Here is an 18241-nt window from a genome sequence, read left to right as displayed (position 1 = left end):
GACAATCAGGATGGCAGACAAACTAAATTCAATGCGCTTGCTAGATCGGCATCGCATTCCCTATTCAGTTCACGAATACGATCCGGCAGCGCCAGATGCAGTAGCGGTGGCGGCGGCGATTGGAGTGCCGGCGGAACAGGTGTTTAAGACGCTGGTAGCTGGCGGGGCCGGCCTTCGTCCGGTACTGGCAATGGTGCCGGCCAACAGTCAGCTCGATCTGAAACGGCTGGCCGCGCTCGCTGGCGTAAAACGCCTCGACATGGTACCGCGCGCCGAAGCTGAGCGCTTAACCGGGTTGCGAGTGGGTGGGATTGGCGCGCTGGCATTAGTCGCGAAGCGGTGGAATTCGTATCTGGATGAGACGGCGCTCGTTCATCCGGTGATCTACGTCAATGCCGGTCAGCGCGGGGTGATGCTGGGTCTGGCGCCGACCGATCTTGCGCGCGCGCTGGGATCGACGATAGGCGCAATTGCCGCGCAGCGGTGACTCAAGTTGCGCGGTTGGCTTGCCTGTGCTACAATAAGGCCGATGGCGACGTAGCAAAGTGGTAATGCAGCGGTCTGCAAAACCGCCATTCGCGGGTTCGATTCCCGCCGTCGCCTCCAGAGGCATCTACTAAGCGAGAGGTTGATCGCCTCTCGTTCTTTGTTTCATGGCGTACCATGCGAATCTTTTGCGCACTGACCTATTATCGTCCCTATACCAGTGGTCTCACCATCTATGTCGAACGGTTAGCCCGCGGTCTGGCCCGGCGGGGTCACAAAGTTACCATTTTAACTTCGCAATATGATCCGAGTCTGCCGCGCTTCGAAATACTCGATGGCGTGCGGATCGCGCGCGCGCCGGTGCTGGCACGGGTGAGCAAGGGCGTGATTATGCCCACGTTTGGCTGGCTCGCCACCCGGCTATCCCTTGAGCACGACGCGATGAGTCTGCATTTGCCTCAATTCGATGCGCCGGGGCTGGCGCTGCGCGGCAGATTGCTGAAGCAGCCGGTTGTACTCACCTACCATAGTGATCTCAAATTGCCACCGGGATGGCTCAATCGGGTAGCCAATCGAGTGGTTGATGTGACCAATCAGGTGGCAGCAGCCCTGGCGACGCGCATCGTCGCTTACACGCAGGATTTTGCCGATCACTCGCCGTACCTGCGGCGCTGGCGCGAAAAGGTGACGATCATCCCCCCGCCGGTAGAGGTAGCGGAAGTGTCAGCGGCAGACATTGCCGCCTTCCGGCGGCGCTGGAATCTGCAAGGGCCGGTTATCGGTATGGCGGCTCGTCTGGCGGCAGAGAAGGGAGTCGAAGTGTTGCTCGCGGCACTGCCGCGCATTTTGACCGTTTACCCAACGGCGCGAGTGCTCTTTGCCGGGCAGCACGAGCACGTCTTGGGCGAGGAGGCTTACGCGCGTCGATTGGCGCCGCTGTTCGAGCGTTTCCGCGATCACTGGACATTTCTGGGAACGCTGAGTCCGCGTGAAATGGCGGCATTCTTTCCCAATCTCGATGTGCTGGTCGTACCGTCACTGAATTCGACCGAGACCTTTGGCCTGGTGCAGGTTGAAGCAATGTTGTGCGGCACACCAACCGTCGCCAGCAATCTGCCGGGAGTGCGTCAGCCGCCATTGATGACCGGGATGGGAAAGGTTGTCCCGATTGGCGACGCCACTGCGCTGGCCGATGCCATTCTGGAGATCATTGCCAATCGCGCTAGCTATGTGCGACCGCGCGAGGAGGTGGCGGCGTTGTTTAGCACGGAACGCACAGTTGATGAATATGAGCGTCTGTTTCGCGCGCTCGGCGTTGCGGGTTAAACGAACGCGGTACAATGGTAGTGATGGACACAATAGCGCACAGATGCGATGTGACGAGCGTATGCCTGACTATTTACGGCCACATCTGTTGACACTACCCATTCATCGAGCGATGATTCGCGCGGTTGAGGCGCGCCTGTTCGCCGAGATGGTACCCGAACTTCCTGAACCGATCATCGATATTGGTTCGGGTGATGGCACGTTTGTGCAGATTGCGCTGCCCGGTAAACGCATTATCGGGATTGATCCGCGTCGGGCCGATACCCGCGAAGCGGCGCAGCGCGGTGTTTACGCCGGTCTCTGCGTTGCAAATGGCGCAGCCATACCATTTGCCGATGGATCATTTGCGGCGGCAATCTCGAATTGCGTGCTTGAACATGTTGTGCCGCTCGATCAGACCTTGCGCGAAGTGGCGCGGGTAGTGCGTCCAGGTGGGGTGTTCGTTGCTTCGGTAGTTGGCGATCGCTTCCCGCGAGAGCTGCTCGGCACATGGCTGCTCAACCGACTCGGTCTCAATGGAAGTCAGTATGGCCGCTGGTTCAACCGCATTTCGGATCATCACAATACGCTCAGCCGGTCAGAATGGACGCGCCGGTTTGAACAGGCCGGCTTTACGGTTGAAGTGTGTCGGCCCTACCTGAGTGACGCGGCGTTGAAGTTGTTTGATTTCAGCCACTACTATGGCGCGCCGAGCCTGATCACCCGCGCCCTGACCGGTCGCTGGCTGCTGGCGCCACCCTTCACGCCAAATCTGTTATGGGAACCGATCCTGCGCCGGATCTATGAGGCGCCGGCGCCGGACGATGCCCCCTACTACTTTTTCGTCTTGCGGAGGCGCTATGACTGAATCGACGATGACGGCTGCTGAACTGGCCGCTGCCGGCAGAGCAGCGTTGATTGCTGGCGATACGGTGACGGCGCGCTTGCGGTTTCGCGAGGCGCTCGAGATTGATCCCAATCACGTCGAGGCACTGCTGGGAATGGCGGCAGCAGTGCGCCCATACCGTGACAAGCGCGAGTATCTGTTGCGAGCCTTAAGCATTGATCCCAACCACAGCGAAGCGCGCGCCACGCTTGAACATGTCGAAGCGCGGCTGGCTGCGGGTGAATTGCTGGCTCCAACCGGCGTGCAGGTGCGCGAACGCGAACGGGAAGAAGCCGTTGAAGTGACAGAACCGCCGCCGGTTAATGCCGTGACCGAGACCGAGACGTTGTTCTGCTACCGCCATCCGCAGCGAGAAACCGGCTTGCGCTGTATTAGTTGCAGCCGTCCGATCTGCCCGGAATGCGCGCGCGCCACGCCGGTAGGCCAGATTTGTCTTGAGTGTGCCCGCGAGCGCACACCGGTCAATTATCAGGTGGGACCGACGCAGTTGCTGGTCGCCGGCGTAGTAGCCGTCATCTATGCTCTGTTCGCCACGTTTCTCGCTGGTATCGCAATTGGTTGGGCCGGTTTTTTTGGCTTCATCGTTGCATTCTTGTTGGGGCCAATGACCGGCAACGCGCTGGCTCGCCTGGTCGATTGGGCCACGGGACGCAAACGCGGTCGTATGTTGATGATAGTGGTGAGTGTAGCCTATGCCTGTGGGTCATTGCCCTACGTCGCGTTCATTATCCTCCTGGGAGGATTTCCCCTGGCCCTGCTCTTCTTCTCGATCATCGTAGTCACAACCGCGCTAGCATGGCTGCGTTGATAACAGTTTTATTAACTTTGTTCACAGATAAAAGGGGAGTGGTACAATACAGGCAATATATAGATCAAACAAAAACCCTGGTGGAAAAGGAAGCACTACACTTCTCATTGATAGCGGCAAAGAGCGTTGGGGGCGTTGAGCGGGTGGTAGGGCGCACATCCCAGGATTGTGATGCAGACAAAGCGCTTCACCCGGCACTTGAGCAATGGCTGGAAAGTTGCCGGTTGCCGGCAGGGGAGGCGTTATGACTGAAAAGAGTGAGATGAAGCTGGCGGTGCGTGGCGATAAGAACCCGCTTGACCTGATCGAACGTCAGTTGCGCGAGCAGATTTTTGGTCAGGAACGGGCTATCGAAAGTGTGATCCGGGTGCTCAACCGGTCGCGCTTTGGTTTCTCAGCCGGAAATACTCGACGACCTCGCGCTACACTTCTCTTCCTCGGCCCCACCGGTGTTGGCAAAACCGCCACAGCGCGCGCGCTGGCCGAATTACTCCGTCCTGATGGGAGCGCATTTCTCAAGATCGACTGTTCGCTGTTCAGTCAGGGTCATGAGGTAAGCGCTCTGGTTGGCGCGCCGCCGAGCTATGTTGGCCGCGACCAGAAGCCGTTACTCAATCCTGACATCATCGAGCAAGAAAACAGTGTCGTACTGTTTGACGAAATAGAGAAAGGGCAGCCGGAACTGTGGAATCTGCTCTTGCAGGTCATGGAGGACGGAGAGATTTTACTGCTCAACGGTGGCCGACGGGTAAGTTTTCATCAGAGTATTGTCATCTTCACTACGAACGTTGGCGCTAAAGAGATGGTCGATTTCCTCGACCGGCGCACAATTGGGTTTCGCACTCCGCATAAAGACGTTGAAGCCACGGGTCGCGAAATCTACCAGATCGGCTTTGAAGCATTGCAGAAGGTATTCCAGCCAGAATGGATCAACCGCCTCGACGAGATTATCGCGTTCCGTCCGCTCTCGGCTGACGTGCTGAGTCAGGTCTTTGATCGGATGATCGCCGAGTGCAACCAGCAATATCTGCGTTACGCCGTACAGTTGCGGGTCACGCCGGAAGCCAAAGAATACCTGCTCACGAAAGGATTCGACTCGCGATTTGGAGCGCGCCCTTTGCGACAGCGGATTTTGAAAGACATCGAAGCGCCGCTGGCCGATCTACTTGCTTCGGGTGGTATTCCTTCTGGCAGTATCGTCGAATTGCGCTACACCGGGGTGGATCAGCACGGTCAGGCCCTGCAATTCTATTACGATGAAGCGCCCGAGTTGATCGATCGGGCTGAAGAGTTGCGGCAAAGCGAATTGCAACGACTGGCGGTCGGTCAAAGCGATGGGCCGCAACCTCCTAGCATCAGTCTGACGCACGAGCGAAGTAATGCCGCCGAAGGGGGCATCTTTACCACCCGCGGCCCGCGCGTGTCGCCGCGCCGCGACCCACGTGACGGTAGCCGGTGATAACCGACAATTCGCGAGCGACCAGCACGAGAAAAGCTGCGCAGACAGATTGGAACGATGTCAGGATCCATGTCTGCGCAGCCTCTTGCTTAAGCAAGCATATCCGCCATTATGCTACGGCGCATTCGGATTGGGGCGACGCGATACCGACAGATCGGGTTCAGCGCCTTCGGCAAGCGGACGCTTGAGAATCACGTAGCTGCGTCCCGGCATCACTGCCTGCACCCCGGTCACTTCCCAGCCCTCTGCCCCTAGCTCGTTGAGAAAGCGACGGGCAAAGCCGGTGTTACGTTCGCCTGCTTCAGGATAACGTTCGCGCCCTTCTACCGAGACGCGCTGCCACGCCTCGACGAACACCACTTTGTACTCCCAACGCATACGGATGCTCCTTGTGATAAGTGGGGCGACCGTGGCGCCGATCACCCCTTTTCTTTGCTTGCCGATGTGTCCCGGTCTGTCGGGCACATGAGTAGTGTAGCTGCGATTGCACGTAATGTCAATTACAAAATTACACTTTCTAGATTGAGCAAAGGGTTCAACCACAAGGCGCCATTCGAAGGCCGATGAAGCCTCGTCTGGGGAATAAAAAAGGTTTTTGGCTTTTTTATTGACAATAGCTCAAAATGCTGGTAGACTGATGAATAGTAGTTCGGAGTAGTGCGACTATGGAAATCTCACGTTATCCATCTGACAGTCCAGCCGGTATCATCTTGCGCTACCTGCAACGCCACGGCAGGGCCACCGTCAAAGAGCTGGCCGACCTGCTTGGGGTCAGCACGACAGCGGTGCGTGATCATCTCGTGCATCTTCAGGCTGAAGATATGGTCGAGGTGACCAGTGAGCGCAATGGGCCGGGCCGTCCGCGGTTGGTCTATTCACTATCTGAGAAAGCGCAAAAATCCTTCCCCAAGCAGTACGATCGGCTGATCAGCAGTCTGTTGCGCGAGCTGATCGAACTGGAAGGCGAAGGTAAGGTTGAGCAATTGCTCGATCGGGTAAGTCAGCGCCTGGCGAGTGAGTATGCCGATCGCATGGCCGGCGTTGACGTGGCGGCGCGGCTGAATGAGTTGCGCGCCTTGCTTGAGCAGCGCGGTGTGCCGGCAGAGATCGATCCAGAAGGTGATGTCTTGCGCCTGTTCGCCTGTCCGTACTACGACGTGGCAGCCGATCATCCCGAAGTCTGCTCGATGGAGCGGCGAATGATCGAGTACGTGCTGGGGGAAAAGCTCGTGCTCGAAGATACCATTCGGGCAGGGGCGCACAATTGCCGGTTTGTGCTGCGCCCGCAAGATATTCCGCTTACGGTAACGCCGCCGGCTGCCGACTCTCATACCGATGTTTAGGAATGGATTTTTGTAGTATCTACTGAGGAGCACATGAGCAACGATCTGGTCATCAAAGATCTTTACGCGCGGATTGGTGATAAAGAGATTCTGCGCGGCGTAAATCTGACCGTGCGCCAGGGTTCGATCCACGCAATTATGGGTCCTAATGGAAGCGGAAAGAGTACGCTGTCATATATTATTGCCGGTCATCCCTCGTATGAAGTGACCGGTGGCGAGATCTGGTACAAAGGCCATAATCTGCTCGAACTTGAGCCAGATGAGCGTAGCCGCCTGGGGATCTTCCTGGCTTTCCAGTATCCGGTTGCCGTGCCGGGAGTGACGGTAGCGAATTTCTTGCGCGCCGCAATTAATGCCCATCGCGCTGAAGAGGGTAAAGATCCGAAAGAGACAGCCATTCCGGCGGCTGAATTCCGCAAATTGTTGCGCGAAGGCCTGAATCTGCTCGATATGGACGAGAGCTTTGCCCGTCGGTATCTCAATGATGGCTTCAGCGGCGGCGAGAAGAAGCGACTTGAAATTTTGCAGATGACGCTTCTCAAGCCGTCAATGGCCGTGTTAGATGAGACCGATTCGGGGCTGGATATTGACGCGCTGCGAATTGTTGCCAACGGCGTGAATCGTCTGGCCGGGCCGCACATGGGTGTGCTGGTCATTACCCACTATCAGCGATTGCTCAACTACATCAAGCCTGATGTGGTGTCGGTGATGATGGATGGCCGGATCGCGCGCGAGGGTGGCCCCGAACTGGCGCTCGAACTGGAAGAGAAGGGTTACGACTGGCTCCGCGAGGAGCTGACCGGTGCGGCATGAGGGAGATGCGCATGACAACGACATTGCCAACCCTGAATGAGATCAGCGCCGAGATGGTCGTAGCTCGCTCGCAATCTGCCGGCGAGCCGGAATGGCTGACTGAGCGACGCCGTGAGGCATGGCTGGCGTTTGCGCAGATGAATCCGCCGGAGTGGCGGCGCACCGATCTGAGCAAGCTCGACCCGACGACGATTGCACCCTCAGATGGGGCGCATGCAACCGCTATCCAGTGGGATCCTGCCCTGGCAGCGCAAGGTGTGGTCTTCACGACACTGGCAGCAGCGTTACGCACCCACGAGGCGCTGATTCAAAAGTATCTTGACACGGCAGTTGAGCCGTTGAAGCATAAATTTAGCGCGTTGCGAGCTGCGCTCTGGCAAGATGGCGCGTTGCTTTACGTGCCGAAGGGTGTGTCGATCGAGATGCCGCTGCGCCTGATCTACACGCTGGGAGCTGATGGGATCGCAATCTTCCCGCGCACACTGGTGATTGTCGAGCCGCAGGCCAGCGTAACGCTAATCGAGGAGTTTGTTTCTCCCGATTTGCGCATGGGTTCTTTCGCCGGCCCGATCAGCGAGCTGTTCGTTGGTGATGGCGCCAGTGTTCGCTTTGTCAGCATTCAGCACTGGGGGGCCGGTGTCTACCATTTGGGTGGTCAGCGCGCAATTCTGGGGCGTGATGCTAACATTGAGTGGACATCGATCCAGCTTGGCGGGCAGGTGCAGCATATCGAAGCAGAGACGACGCTGGCAGGCAATGGTTCGCGTCTCAACTGGCTTGGCGCGACCTTTGCAGCCGATACGCAGCATCTGGTCATTGCGCCGTGGATGCGTCACGTTGGTCACAATTGCGAGAGCTTCATGCAGTTTAAGACGGTGGTCAACGATACCGCCTACAGTGTGTTCGATGGCATGATCAAGATCGAGCATGAGTCGGCGGCAACCAGCACCCGTCTGGAAGAGCATGCGTTGCATCTTAGCCCGAAAGCGCGAAACGACAGCATCCCCGGTCTGATGATCAGCACCAATGATGTGCTGAAGGGCGGTCATGCTTCGACCAGCGGTGACATCGATCAAGAGCAGCTCTTCTATATGCAGACGCGCGGTATTCCGCGCGCAGAAGCGCAGCGAATGATTGTGATGGGCTTCTTTGAGCCGGCGCTCGAGACCGTGCCGCTCGAAGAGCTGCGCAATGAGCTAATTGCCGAAATTGCCGCCAAGATTTGATTGAATGGCTGGGCAGGGTAACTGGCATGCCGATCCTGTCCAGTCTCATCCACTCTGTAGCGCGCGGGTGATGCGCCTCGCCAAATGCGCTGGTGTCGGTTTATAGCCGGTGCCAGAAGAGGTAGAGCTATGGCGACTCTGTCACAGTTTGATGTCCTTACGCTACGGCGCGATTTTCCCATCCTTCAGCAGGAGGTACATGGAAAGCCGTTGGCGTTTCTTGATAGCGCGGCATCGTCGCAGAAGCCGCGGCGCGTGATCGAGACGCTGGAGGATTACTATCGGCGCTACAATGCCAATGTTCATCGCGGCGTCTACCGGTTGAGTGAAGAGGCGACGTTTGCCTACGAGCGCGCGCGTGGCAAAATAGCGCGACTGATCAATGCGCCGAGCCAGCGCGAAGTCGTTTTCGTGCGCAATACCACCGAGGCGATCAACCTGGTCGCCTATGCCTGGGGTGGGGCCAATATTCGAGCCGGTGATCGAATTTTGCTGACGATGATGGAGCACCATTCCAACATCGTCCCGTGGCAATTACTGGCCCAGCGCACCGGCGCTGAGCTGGTTTACCTGCCGTTCGATGGTCAGGGGCGGCTGGCGCTCGACGATCTCGATCGGTTGCTCGATGAGCGGGTCAAGATGGTTGCATTCACGCATCAATCCAATGTTTTTGGCACCATCAACCCGGTAACGACGATTGTCGAGCGGGCGCGCGCGGTTGGCGCGCGGGTGTTGCTTGATGCAGCGCAGAGTGTGCCCCATATGCCGGTTGATGTGCAAGCGCTGGGAGTTGATTTTCTGGCCTTCAGCGGGCATAAGATGTGTGGACCTACCGGCATTGGTGTGTTGTGGGGGCGACGCGAGCTGCTCAATGCGATGCCGCCATTCCTTGGCGGTGGCTCGATGATCGATCTGGTTGAGCTGGATCACAGTACGTTTGCCGCAGCGCCGGCGCGCTTCGAAGCCGGGACGCCGGCGATTGGCGAGGCGATTGCGCTTGGGGAAGCGGCTGACTACCTGCGCGAAGTAGGTTTGGCGACCATTCACCATCACGAGCAAGAGCTGACTGCGTATGCGCTGACGCGGTTGGCGGAAGTGCCGGGCTTGACCGTGTATGGGCCGCCGGCTGGTCTAGATCGCGGTGGCGCGGTGAGTTTTACCCTGGCGGGTGTGCATCCCCACGATGTTGCGGCAATCCTCGATCAAGAGGGAGTGGCGGTGCGAGCCGGTCACCACTGTACGCAGCCGTTGCATCGTGTGCTCGGTGTGCCGGCGACCACACGGGCCAGCTTCTATCTCTACAATTTGCCTGAAGAGATCGACCGGTTGGTTTCGGGCTTGCACAAAGCGCGGCAGATCTTTGCCTGAGCGGCAGCGAGAGCGGTTATGGATGACATCTATCGCGAACAGATTCTCGAACATGCGCGCCATCCGCGCAATTACGGTCATCTACCGGCGCCGACGGTAGTGCGCGAAGAGCGTAATCCATTGTGTGGTGATCAGATTCGGCTTGAACTGGCAATTGCCGATGACATCATTACCGATGTGCGCTTTACCGGGCGCGGCTGCGCAATCAGTCAGGCCAGTGCGTCGCTGCTCACCGAGGCAATCAAGGGTAAGCCGGTTGCTGAGGCCAGGCAGTTTAGCAAGGATGACCTGCTCGATATTATCGGCATCCCGCTAAACCACAATCCTACCCGGTTGAAATGCGCCTTGCTCTCGCTGAAAGCGCTCAAGGCCGGGTTGTATGAAGTGGGTCACGAGGATGACGATCTGTAAGTAGTGGCAGTTGATAGTTATACAAGGAGAGAAGCAGTGGTTAGTGAAGCAGTGAATCTCCAGTTTGATTACTCGCGCTATGGCTTTCGCCAGGAAGAGCGCTATATCTATAAAGCGCCGAAAGGTTTGAACGAGCGCATCGTGCGCGAACTTTCGGGCATGAAGGGTGAGCCAGAGTGGATGCTGAAGCGGCGATTGCGCGCGCTTGAGATCTTTAACAAGAAGCCAACGCCGATTACCGGCACCTGGGCAAACCCTGAACTGGCCGAGCTGAATTACGACGATATTCACTACTTCGTGCGCGCGAATGAGCGTCCGCAGACCGACTGGGATGCAGTGCCGCCGGAGATCAAGAACACCTTCGAGCGGTTGGGCATTCCTGAGGCTGAGCGCAAGTTTCTTGCCGGTGTCGGCGCGCAGTATGAGTCGGAAGTGGTGTATCACTCGCTCCGCGAAGAGTGGGCCAGGCAGGGAGTGATCTTCCTTGATACTGACACTGCGCTGAAGGAGTACCCTGAGTTCTTCAAGGAGTACTTTGGTACGATTGTGCCGGCGGCTGATAACAAGTACGCGGCCCTGAATACGGCTGTCTGGTCGGGCGGTTCGTTCGTCTATGTGCCGAAGGGGGTCAAGGTTGATATTCCTTTGCAAGCCTACTTCCGCATCAATGCCGAGCGGATGGGTCAGTTCGAGCGCACATTGATTATCATCGATGAGGGCGCCGAGGCGCATTACATCGAAGGTTGCACCGCGCCGATCTACAGTACTAACTCGCTCCACTCGGCGGTGGTTGAGGTGATCGTTAAGAAGGGTGGCAAATTCCGCTACACGACGATCCAGAACTGGGCCAACAATATCTTCAATCTGGTGACCAAGCGGGCCGTGGCCTACGAAGAGGCCAGTATGGAGTGGGTTGATGGCAATATCGGCTCGAAGCTGACCATGAAGTACCCCTCAGTCTACCTGATGGGCCGCAAGGCGCGTGGCGAGGTGCTCTCGGTGGCGTATGCCGGGCGCGGTCAGCATCAGGACGCCGGCGCGAAGATGGTGCATCTGGCGCCGGAGACTACTTCACGCATCACCAACAAGTCGGTGAGCAAGGACGGTGGCAAGACGACATACCGCGGTCTGGCGAAGGTGGCGCCTGGCGCTTACGGCGCGAAGATCAACGTCAACTGTGACGCGCTGATCCTCGATGAGAAGTCGGCCTCTGATACTATTCCCTACATCGAGATTGAAGAGGATCGCTGCACGCTGGCTCACGAGGCGACCGTTGGTCGTATCGGCGCTGAGCAGCTTTTCTACCTGATGAGCCGCGGCATTTCTGAGTCGGATGCGCTCTCGATGATTGTGCTTGGTTTCATGGAGCCGTTCACTCGTGAGCTACCGATGGAGTATGCTGTTGAGTTAAACCGCCTGATCCAACTGGAGATGGAAGGTTCGGTCGGATAGAGTTTGTCTAGAGGGATGGTATGAGCGAGCGCTCCCGCGCTATGGGAGCGCTCGTGTTGTTCATCGTCAGATACCTTTTTTCTGACTGTTTGAGCGCTGTGTTTTGACAAGGAGAGTGGAGTGGATTCAATGGAACTGATTGATGTCTGTGATGTGAACGAAGTGCCGGTTGGGAGTGGACGCGCGTTTACAGTCGGCGAGCATCGGATCGCCATCTTTCGGGTGTCTGATCACGAAGTGTACGCGATTGATGACCGCTGTTCGCACGACGAAGCATCGCTGAGCGAAGGTGAGGTCGATTGCGAAGAGTTGTGCGTTGAGTGTCCAATGCACGGCTCACTGTTTGATTTGCGCACTGGCAAGCCGCGTACCTTGCCGGCGTTCGCGCCGGTAGCGACCTACCGCAGCGAGGTGCGCGATGGGCGAATATTTGTTGAGTTTTCAGCGTAAGAACTTGACTAATAGGGTAAGGTGCGCTACAATGACAGCATCGAGCAATGACGATGAACGCTGCGCGATACTGTTGATCAGGTGGAGGTTATTATGAGTGGTTATGCCCATCCTGAGGCGCTGGTTGAAACCCAATGGGTTGCCGATCATTTGAACGATCCTAACGTTCGCATCGTCGAAACCGATGAGGACTTGCTGTTGTACGAAACGGGCCACATTCCCGGCGCCGTTAAGATCGACTGGGTCCAGGATCTCAACGATCCGGTGGTGCGCGATTACCTCGACTCTGATCGGTTCGCTGCGCTCATGCGCGCCAAGGGCATCAGCAATGACACGACCGTCGTGTTGTACGGTGACAAGCATAACTGGTGGGCAACGTATGCATTTTGGGTTTTCAAGCTGTTCGGTCATCGGGACGCGCGGATTATGAATGGCGGGCGGGCAAAGTGGATCGCTGAGGGGCGGCCACTTACTCGTGAGGTGCCCTCGTACCCGCTCGGCAATTATGTGGCGCCGCCGCGTGATGATGCGCGCATTCGCGCTTTCCGCGATCAGGTGCTCGAGTTTGTGCGCCAGCGCAAAGGTGCGCTGGTTGATGTGCGCAGTCCGCAAGAATATAGCGGCGAACGCACGCATATGCCTGACTATCCGCAGGAGGGCACGCTGCGCGGCGGTCACATCCCGACGGCAGTGAATATTCCTTGGGCCAGGGCTGTCAATGAAGACAGCACGTTCAAGAGCGCCGAGGAGCTGCGCGAGCTGTACGCTTCGCAAGGGATTACACCCGATAAAGAGGTGATTGCCTACTGCCGGATCGGTGAACGCAGCAGCCATACCTGGTTTGTGTTGACCTACCTGCTTGGCTATCCGCAGGTGCGCAACTACGATGGTAGTTGGACGGAGTGGGGCAACAGCGTAGGTTTGCCAATCGAAAAGAACGTCTAGTCCGTTCATAAGCCGGGGGCGAATGAACGACTGGCATCTACTTTCGTTCATTCGCTCCATTTTATATTGTTACTGGTCGGGACTCTATGCCGATCGATCATCACGATGCTATTGAACGTCTGCTCGATCATTATCGACAACCGCGACACTACGGCGAACTGGCTGATGCAGTGTCGTACAGCGGCGGTGTTCCTGATTGCGGCGATACCATAACTGTCTATTTGCAGGTTGCCAGCGATGGTCGGCTTGCAGGTTTGCAATTTACCGGACAGGGGTGCAGTGTCAGCATCGGCACGGCTTCGATTCTGATCGAACAATTGCAAGGCGCGACGCTCGCCGACTTGCTGGCGCTTGATGAAGCGTCAGCGCCCGATATTGTTGGATCAGAGATTATGCAGGCACGGCCACACTGTGCAACGTTGGCGTTCAAGGTGTTGAAGACGGCGGCGCGACTGGCCGAACGGCATCAGGCGAATTGATGTCCCAGCGCAATGCCTTTTGCTCTATCGCCGGCTTCCCGGTGAAAGCGAGCCAGCTTTATGACCAGACTGCTTGATCTGATCGGTCGAACCCCATTGTTGTCGCTCCACGAAGCGTTCGATCTGCCTGCCGGTATCGAGTTGTACGGGAAAGCGGAATGGTACAACCCTGGCGGCTCGGTGAAAGATCGACCGGCCTACTGGATGATTCGCGATGGTGAACGACGCGGTCTAGTGCGGCCAGGAATGCGAATCGCCGACGCGACCAGCGGGAATACCGGTATCGCATATGCTACTATCGGCGCGGCGCTCGGTTATGGCGTGACACTGGCGATGCCGGCCAATGCCAGCCCTGAGCGGCGGCGGATTTTGCGCGCGCTTGGCGCTGAGCTGATCCTGACCGACCCGGCAGAAGGTATGGACGCGGCGATTGCAACCATTCGCGCATTGGTCGCTGAATATCCCGATCGCTATTTCTACCCCGACCAGTACAGTAATCCGGCCAATCCGCAGGCGCACTACGAGACGACCGGCCCGGAGATCTGGCAACAGACTGATGGTCGCGTGACGCATTTTGTCGCTGCTTTAGGCACGAGTGGCACCTTTATGGGTACCAGCCGACGTTTGCGTGAGTATAACCCGTCCATTCGCGCAATTGCAGTCCAGCCCGATAGCCCTTACCACGCCCTCGAAGGCGTGAAACACATGGCCTCGACCAGGTATGTGCCGGCAATCTACCGTCCGGATCAGGCCGATGCCATCGTGGAAGTGCGGAGTGAAGAGGCGTTCGCTATGGCGCGATGGTTAGCGCGCCGGTTGGGGATGCTGGTAGGTATTTCGGCAGCGGCGAATGTAGTAGCGGCAGTGCGCGTCGCGCGCGAAATCGCTCAGGGGGTGGTGGTGACCATTCTGTGCGATAGTGCTTACCGCTACCTGAGCGAGCGTTTTTGGGAAGAACCTGGTTTTGCCGAAGGCGCAGGCATCTAGCCGGTGACTGGACGGCATAGACTTTGCATGTTCCAGCGCCAATCCTATCAGGTTCGACAGCACAAAGAATTCGGTAATGGACAAGCAAGGTGGTTATGACGTTGATACTTCCGGCAAAGGCGGCAGCGGCAATTGCAGCCCATGCCGAGTCGACCTACCCTGATGAATGTGTCGGTCTCTTGATTGGCACGCTCAACGATGAGTATAAGACGGCGTTACAGGTCGTACCGCTTGAAAACCGCTGGAGTGGGCAGGTGCAACTGGCGCCAACCGATGATCCTCTATCACGCCGCGATCGGTTTTACCTTGACCCACGCGATTATTTGCGCGCCGAGCGCGAAGCCCGCGCCGGCGGTTACGAGATTATCGGCTGCTATCACTCGCACCCGGATGCGATTGCTGTGCCATCGGAGCGCGACCGCATCGGCGCGCAGGCGATTGGTGGTTCGCGATTTTCGTTTGTGATTCAGGCAGTGCGTTCAGGCGTTGCCGCAGAATTGACTTCCTGGCTGTTAGTTAATGAAGGGGTTCGCTTTATCGAGGAACAGGTACAAATTGTACCGGCTGAGAGAGTGGCGCGATAACCTTACCTGTGACGGTTTCGATCAATCGGTGAAGAAATACCTGCATGTCGATGTGCAGATCGGTGAAGGAGAGTAACCTATGGCGGTAACCGTAACGATCCCGACGGCATTGCGTCAGTATGCCGGTGGTAATGCCAGCGTTAGCCTTGAGGCGAGTGACGTTGGCAGCCTGATTCGGGGTTTGGTCGAACTCTACCCGGCGTTGGGCCGTCATCTGCTCGATGATCAGGGACGGTTGCGCAGTTTTGTCAATCTCTACGTTGGTGATGAGGATATTCGCTACCTTGATGGCGAAGCTACGCTCTTGCGTGACGGCGATACAGTCAGTATTATTCCGGCAATTGCCGGCGGAGGACGATTATGAGCGAGGTGACTCTTTCGAACGAAGAGATTGCCCGCTACTCGCGCCACCTGATTATGCCCGAAGTGGGGATGGCCGGTCAGCGTCGTCTCAAACAGGGGAGCGTGTTGTTGATTGGCACTGGTGGTTTGGGGTCGCCGCTGGCGCTCTATCTGGCGGCTGCCGGCGTCGGTCATATTGGGTTGGTCGATTTTGATATTGTCGATGCCTCCAATCTCCAGCGTCAGATTGTGCATGGCACCAGCACAGTTGGGATTGCCAAAACCGAGTCGGCGAAGCGTCGATTGCGCGATCTCAATCCATACATCGAGATCACAACCTATGAAACGCAAATTACTTCGCAAAATGCGCTTGAGCTGATGCGTCCCTACGATGTGATCGTTGACGGCACTGATAACTTTCCGACCCGATATTTGACCAACGACGCCTGCGTATTGCTTGGCAAACCGAATGTCTACGGCAGTATCTTCCGCTTTGAGGGGCAGGCGACGGTTTTTTCGGCGCGTGATGGCGGACCGTGCTACCGTTGTCTCTATCCCGAACCGCCGCCACCAGGACTGGTGCCGAGCTGCGCTGAGGGGGGCGTGCTGGGGGTGTTGCCGGGTGTGATCGGTACCATTCAAGCCACAGAAGTGATAAAATTACTAACGGGTATCGGCGAGCCGTTGATTGGCCGGTTGCTGCTCTACGATGCGCTGGCGATGCGCTTCCGTGAATTGAAACTGCGCCGCAACCCGTCGTGCCCGGTGTGCGGTGATCAACCAACGATCACTGAACTGATTGATTACGAACAGTTCTGTGGCATTCTGCCCGAGGAGCCTGCGTTGTCGAACCAGTTTGAAATCACCCCCCGTGAACTCGCTGAGTGGCTCGAACGTCCTGATCGTCCCTTCTTGCTCGATGTCCGTAATCCGTATGAAGTGGCGATTGCGTCGATTCCGAATACCGATAAGTTGATTCCGATTGATCAATTGCCCGAACGGATCAACGAACTCGACTCGGCGCGCGAGATTGTGGTCTACTGCCGGAGCGGCGCGCGCAGTGGTCGCGCGGTTGAGTTACTGAAGAGCGTGGGTTTTCGCAAAGTGAAGAATCTTGTCGGCGGCATTCTGCGCTGGGCCGACGAGGTGGATCCATCGCTACCGAAGTATTAGCGGCTTGATGTGACGGAAAGACACGGTTGGGGAAAGCGCCGTTTAGAATTGCTCTGCGCGAGTGTTGTAACTCCAAGCAGTTTGCTCCAGATAGACGGCGCTGATTTCCTTTTTTCATTTTGACGTAGTTGCACTGATGTTGACACCATAGGAACACAACTATGATAGGCATTATCGGCACTGGCTGGGGGGCGCGGGTACAGGTGCCGGCGTTTCGCGCTGCCGGCCTTACCGTGACGGCGCTGGCCGGTAGCAATCCGACCAGGACGACTCAGATTGCGCGCGAACTGGAAGTGCCATTTGCAACGGCAAACTGGCGCGAGTTGATTGCGCGTGATGATGTGCAGTTGGTCAGCATTGTTACTCCGCCCTATCTCCATCGTGAGATGGCGGAAGCGGCGCTGGCAGCGGGTAAGCATGTGTTGTGTGAAAAACCGACCGCTCTTAATGCCGCTGAGGCGGAAGCAATGCTGGTGGCAGCACAGAACCACGCCGATCAGTTTGCGCTGATCGATCACGAATTGCGCTTCTTGCCGGCAGTGCAAGCAGCGCGGGCACGGGTGATGGCCGGTGACATCGGCGAGGTGCGCGCGGCTGAGGTGCGCTTTGTGGCGAGCAGTCGGGCCGATCCGCAACGTCTCTGGGATTGGTGGAGTGACCAGCATGCCGGTGGCGGGGTATTGGGCGCGATTGGCTCGCATCAGATCGATCTGCTACGTTTTATCCTGGCCGATGAAGTTGCGTCAGCGCAGGGAGTCGTGCAAACATTTGTCAAGCAGCGGCCAGATGCACATGGCGCCTGGCAGGAAGTGACGAGCGACGATTATACGTCGGCGATCTTGCGCTTCACCAACGGCGTAGTGGCGACGCTGACCGCTACGGTCGTGGCTCGCGCCAATGAGCCGTTAACCGTAACGGTGTATGGCAGCGCCGGAACACTTCGTTTTAGTGGTGGCAAACTCTCGATTGGTGTTGACGATCATTTCAGCGACATCACTCCACCGCATACCGTTGAGGTGCCGGCATCGCTGACCGGCGAGTTTCCCCAGGGGACAGTCTATCTCGGTCATGCGTTGCGCGCGGCATTATCCGGTCAGCGTAATGCGCTTGCGCTGGCGGCAACTTTTGCCGATGGTCTGGCGATTCAGCGCGCGCTTGATGCTATCCGCCACAGTTCGCTTTGATCCTGTTCAAGAGTAGCGCTCACTTGTTGCGATTCCTCCTGCGCTGGTATGACAGGTGCGGGAGGTTTTTTGATGTTCTGGTTATATGCGTGTAACTCTGACTACACTTGCGCTACTGTAGCCGGTTGTACCTCTCCCTCTTGACAATCGTCGCCTCATCGTCGTACAGTAAAACACACGCGGAAAGGAGGCCGACGATGGCCACGGCGTACCAGCATGCTCTCGAACACGATGACCGACGTCTGGCGCTACTCTGCAAAGCGCTCAGCCACCCCGCGCGCGTGCAAATCCTTCGCTACATTGCGCAACACCCCGGGTGCATTGGCAATCAGATCCTGCTGCATATGCCCGAAGATGGCCCGCGTGCTCAATCAACCATCTCGCAGCATCTACGGGTGCTTCGGGAGGCCGATCTGATTGAAACCTTTGACGATGGCGCCGCAGTGTGCCACTATGCCAAGCCGGATAGCCTGACATGGTTGCGCGAGTACCTGGAGCAGATGATATGACTGCGGTTAT

Annotated in this window: 21 protein-coding genes and 1 tRNA gene; 21 read left to right on the top strand and 1 reads right to left on the bottom strand. The window is 57.3% G+C overall.

Features of this window, described 5'->3' with window-relative positions; genetic code table 11:
- Positions 1 to 10 precede the first annotated feature (10 nt).
- The 6 genes from Q0650_RS04570 (at position 11) to Q0650_RS04545 (ending at position 4965) form a co-directional block, all read left to right on the top strand.
- Positions 11 to 487 carry an aminoacyl-tRNA deacylase gene (locus Q0650_RS04570; protein ID WP_298816374.1) on the top strand — a complete coding sequence of 159 codons (477 nt, stop codon included), beginning with the start codon at positions 11 to 13 and terminating at the stop codon, positions 485 to 487.
- A 44-nt stretch (positions 488 to 531) separates the two neighbouring features.
- A tRNA-Cys gene (locus Q0650_RS04565) sits at positions 532 to 606 on the top strand.
- A 57-nt stretch (positions 607 to 663) separates the two neighbouring features.
- Positions 664 to 1812 carry a glycosyltransferase family 4 protein gene (locus Q0650_RS04560; protein ID WP_298816372.1) on the top strand — a complete coding sequence of 383 codons (1149 nt, stop codon included), beginning with the start codon at positions 664 to 666 and terminating at the stop codon, positions 1810 to 1812.
- Positions 1813 to 1873: 61 nt separating this feature from the next.
- The gene (locus tag Q0650_RS04555) at positions 1874 to 2659 is read left to right on the top strand and encodes a class I SAM-dependent methyltransferase (protein WP_298816370.1); all 786 of its coding nucleotides are present in this window, start codon (positions 1874 to 1876) and stop codon (positions 2657 to 2659) included.
- Complete coding sequence (locus Q0650_RS04550) at positions 2652 to 3506, top strand: hypothetical protein (RefSeq protein ID WP_298816368.1); 855 nt, start codon at positions 2652 to 2654, stop codon at positions 3504 to 3506. Before Q0650_RS04555 ends, Q0650_RS04550 begins: the two co-directional genes overlap by 8 nt.
- A gap of 244 nt (positions 3507 to 3750) precedes the next feature.
- Positions 3751 to 4965 carry an AAA family ATPase gene (locus Q0650_RS04545; RefSeq protein WP_298816366.1) on the top strand — a complete coding sequence of 405 codons (1215 nt, stop codon included), beginning with the start codon at positions 3751 to 3753 and terminating at the stop codon, positions 4963 to 4965.
- Between the two features lie 114 nt (positions 4966 to 5079).
- Here Q0650_RS04545 and Q0650_RS04540 read toward each other — a convergent pair whose 3' ends face one another.
- Positions 5080 to 5343 carry a hypothetical protein gene (locus Q0650_RS04540; protein WP_298816364.1) on the bottom strand — a complete coding sequence of 88 codons (264 nt, stop codon included), beginning with the start codon at positions 5341 to 5343 and terminating at the stop codon, positions 5080 to 5082.
- 287 nt (positions 5344 to 5630) lie between these two features.
- Between Q0650_RS04540 and Q0650_RS04535 the strand changes: the two genes are divergently transcribed.
- The 15 genes from Q0650_RS04535 to Q0650_RS04465 all read left to right on the top strand — a co-directional run bounded on the left by Q0650_RS04535 (position 5631) and on the right by Q0650_RS04465 (position 18231).
- The gene (locus tag Q0650_RS04535) at positions 5631 to 6308 is read left to right on the top strand and encodes a metalloregulator ArsR/SmtB family transcription factor (RefSeq protein WP_298816362.1); all 678 of its coding nucleotides are present in this window, start codon (positions 5631 to 5633) and stop codon (positions 6306 to 6308) included.
- A gap of 33 nt (positions 6309 to 6341) precedes the next feature.
- On the top strand, positions 6342 to 7121 hold the full coding sequence (sufC, locus tag Q0650_RS04530) for a Fe-S cluster assembly ATPase SufC (protein ID WP_298816360.1): 780 nt from the start codon (positions 6342 to 6344) through the stop codon (positions 7119 to 7121).
- 11 nt (positions 7122 to 7132) lie between these two features.
- Complete coding sequence (gene sufD, locus Q0650_RS04525; protein ID WP_298816359.1) at positions 7133 to 8347, top strand: Fe-S cluster assembly protein SufD; 1215 nt, start codon at positions 7133 to 7135, stop codon at positions 8345 to 8347.
- Between the two features lie 129 nt (positions 8348 to 8476).
- A complete protein-coding gene (locus tag Q0650_RS04520) occupies positions 8477 to 9715 on the top strand; it encodes a cysteine desulfurase (protein ID WP_298816357.1) in 1239 nt (412 codons plus the stop codon).
- Positions 9716 to 9733: 18 nt separating this feature from the next.
- Positions 9734 to 10126, top strand: coding sequence for a Fe-S cluster assembly sulfur transfer protein SufU (sufU, locus tag Q0650_RS04515; protein ID WP_298816355.1), 393 nt, complete (start codon positions 9734 to 9736; stop codon positions 10124 to 10126).
- A gap of 36 nt (positions 10127 to 10162) precedes the next feature.
- Positions 10163 to 11578, top strand: coding sequence for a Fe-S cluster assembly protein SufB (sufB, locus tag Q0650_RS04510; RefSeq protein WP_298816353.1), 1416 nt, complete (start codon positions 10163 to 10165; stop codon positions 11576 to 11578).
- A 129-nt stretch (positions 11579 to 11707) separates the two neighbouring features.
- Entirely contained in the window at positions 11708 to 12028 is a 321-nt protein-coding gene (locus tag Q0650_RS04505) for a non-heme iron oxygenase ferredoxin subunit (RefSeq protein ID WP_298816351.1), read from the top strand.
- Between the two features lie 93 nt (positions 12029 to 12121).
- Entirely contained in the window at positions 12122 to 12973 is an 852-nt protein-coding gene (locus Q0650_RS04500; protein WP_298816349.1) for a sulfurtransferase, read from the top strand.
- 86 nt (positions 12974 to 13059) lie between these two features.
- Positions 13060 to 13452 carry an iron-sulfur cluster assembly scaffold protein gene (locus Q0650_RS04495; protein WP_298816348.1) on the top strand — a complete coding sequence of 131 codons (393 nt, stop codon included), beginning with the start codon at positions 13060 to 13062 and terminating at the stop codon, positions 13450 to 13452.
- Positions 13453 to 13512: 60 nt separating this feature from the next.
- Positions 13513 to 14439 (top strand): PLP-dependent cysteine synthase family protein, encoded by a 927-nt coding sequence (locus Q0650_RS04490; protein WP_298816346.1) that lies wholly within the window; start codon positions 13513 to 13515, stop codon positions 14437 to 14439.
- Between the two features lie 95 nt (positions 14440 to 14534).
- Positions 14535 to 15023, top strand: a complete 489-nt coding sequence (locus tag Q0650_RS04485) for a M67 family metallopeptidase (RefSeq protein ID WP_298816344.1) — start codon at positions 14535 to 14537, stop codon at positions 15021 to 15023.
- A gap of 79 nt (positions 15024 to 15102) precedes the next feature.
- Entirely contained in the window at positions 15103 to 15387 is a 285-nt protein-coding gene (locus Q0650_RS04480; protein WP_298816342.1) for a MoaD/ThiS family protein, read from the top strand.
- Positions 15384 to 16538: a molybdopterin-synthase adenylyltransferase MoeB gene (gene moeB, locus Q0650_RS04475; protein WP_367280792.1), complete on the top strand. Its 1155-nt coding sequence runs from the start codon at positions 15384 to 15386 to the stop codon at positions 16536 to 16538. The genes Q0650_RS04480 and moeB overlap by 4 nt, the downstream gene beginning before the upstream one ends.
- A gap of 161 nt (positions 16539 to 16699) precedes the next feature.
- Positions 16700 to 17722 carry a Gfo/Idh/MocA family protein gene (locus Q0650_RS04470; protein ID WP_298816340.1) on the top strand — a complete coding sequence of 341 codons (1023 nt, stop codon included), beginning with the start codon at positions 16700 to 16702 and terminating at the stop codon, positions 17720 to 17722.
- Positions 17723 to 17919: 197 nt separating this feature from the next.
- A complete protein-coding gene (locus Q0650_RS04465; RefSeq protein WP_298816337.1) occupies positions 17920 to 18231 on the top strand; it encodes a helix-turn-helix transcriptional regulator in 312 nt (103 codons plus the stop codon).
- Positions 18232 to 18241: the final 10 nt, after the last annotated feature.

Origin of the sequence: uncultured Chloroflexus sp. (genome assembly GCF_937129525.1) — a bacterium.
In the GTDB taxonomy this organism is placed as follows: domain Bacteria; phylum Chloroflexota; class Chloroflexia; order Chloroflexales; family Chloroflexaceae; genus Chloroflexus.
Note: the sequence above shows the minus strand (reverse complement) of the source record. Positions and strands in the feature narration are given on the sequence as shown.

Coding starts and splice junctions, on each gene's coding strand:
- Q0650_RS04555 (WP_298816370.1), top strand. CDS start 1,874: ATGCCTGACTATTTACGGCCACATCTGTTGACACTACCCATTCATCGA.
- Q0650_RS04470 (WP_298816340.1), top strand. CDS start 16,700: ATGATAGGCATTATCGGCACTGGCTGGGGGGCGCGGGTACAGGTGCCG.
- Q0650_RS04480 (WP_298816342.1), top strand. CDS start 15,103: ATGGCGGTAACCGTAACGATCCCGACGGCATTGCGTCAGTATGCCGGT.
- Q0650_RS04505 (WP_298816351.1), top strand. CDS start 11,708: ATGGAACTGATTGATGTCTGTGATGTGAACGAAGTGCCGGTTGGGAGT.
- Q0650_RS04545 (WP_298816366.1), top strand. CDS start 3,751: ATGACTGAAAAGAGTGAGATGAAGCTGGCGGTGCGTGGCGATAAGAAC.
- Q0650_RS04495 (WP_298816348.1), top strand. CDS start 13,060: ATGCCGATCGATCATCACGATGCTATTGAACGTCTGCTCGATCATTAT.
- Q0650_RS04535 (WP_298816362.1), top strand. CDS start 5,631: ATGGAAATCTCACGTTATCCATCTGACAGTCCAGCCGGTATCATCTTG.
- Q0650_RS04485 (WP_298816344.1), top strand. CDS start 14,535: ATGACGTTGATACTTCCGGCAAAGGCGGCAGCGGCAATTGCAGCCCAT.
- Q0650_RS04490 (WP_298816346.1), top strand. CDS start 13,513: ATGACCAGACTGCTTGATCTGATCGGTCGAACCCCATTGTTGTCGCTC.
- Q0650_RS04570 (WP_298816374.1), top strand. CDS start 11: ATGGCAGACAAACTAAATTCAATGCGCTTGCTAGATCGGCATCGCATT.
- Q0650_RS04465 (WP_298816337.1), top strand. CDS start 17,920: ATGGCCACGGCGTACCAGCATGCTCTCGAACACGATGACCGACGTCTG.
- Q0650_RS04520 (WP_298816357.1), top strand. CDS start 8,477: ATGGCGACTCTGTCACAGTTTGATGTCCTTACGCTACGGCGCGATTTT.
- Q0650_RS04550 (WP_298816368.1), top strand. CDS start 2,652: ATGACTGAATCGACGATGACGGCTGCTGAACTGGCCGCTGCCGGCAGA.
- Q0650_RS04500 (WP_298816349.1), top strand. CDS start 12,122: ATGAGTGGTTATGCCCATCCTGAGGCGCTGGTTGAAACCCAATGGGTT.
- sufD (WP_298816359.1), top strand. CDS start 7,133: ATGACAACGACATTGCCAACCCTGAATGAGATCAGCGCCGAGATGGTC.
- Q0650_RS04540 (WP_298816364.1), bottom strand. CDS start 5,343: ATGCGTTGGGAGTACAAAGTGGTGTTCGTCGAGGCGTGGCAGCGCGTC.
- moeB (WP_367280792.1), top strand. CDS start 15,384: ATGAGCGAGGTGACTCTTTCGAACGAAGAGATTGCCCGCTACTCGCGC.
- Q0650_RS04560 (WP_298816372.1), top strand. CDS start 664: ATGCGAATCTTTTGCGCACTGACCTATTATCGTCCCTATACCAGTGGT.
- sufC (WP_298816360.1), top strand. CDS start 6,342: ATGAGCAACGATCTGGTCATCAAAGATCTTTACGCGCGGATTGGTGAT.
- sufU (WP_298816355.1), top strand. CDS start 9,734: ATGGATGACATCTATCGCGAACAGATTCTCGAACATGCGCGCCATCCG.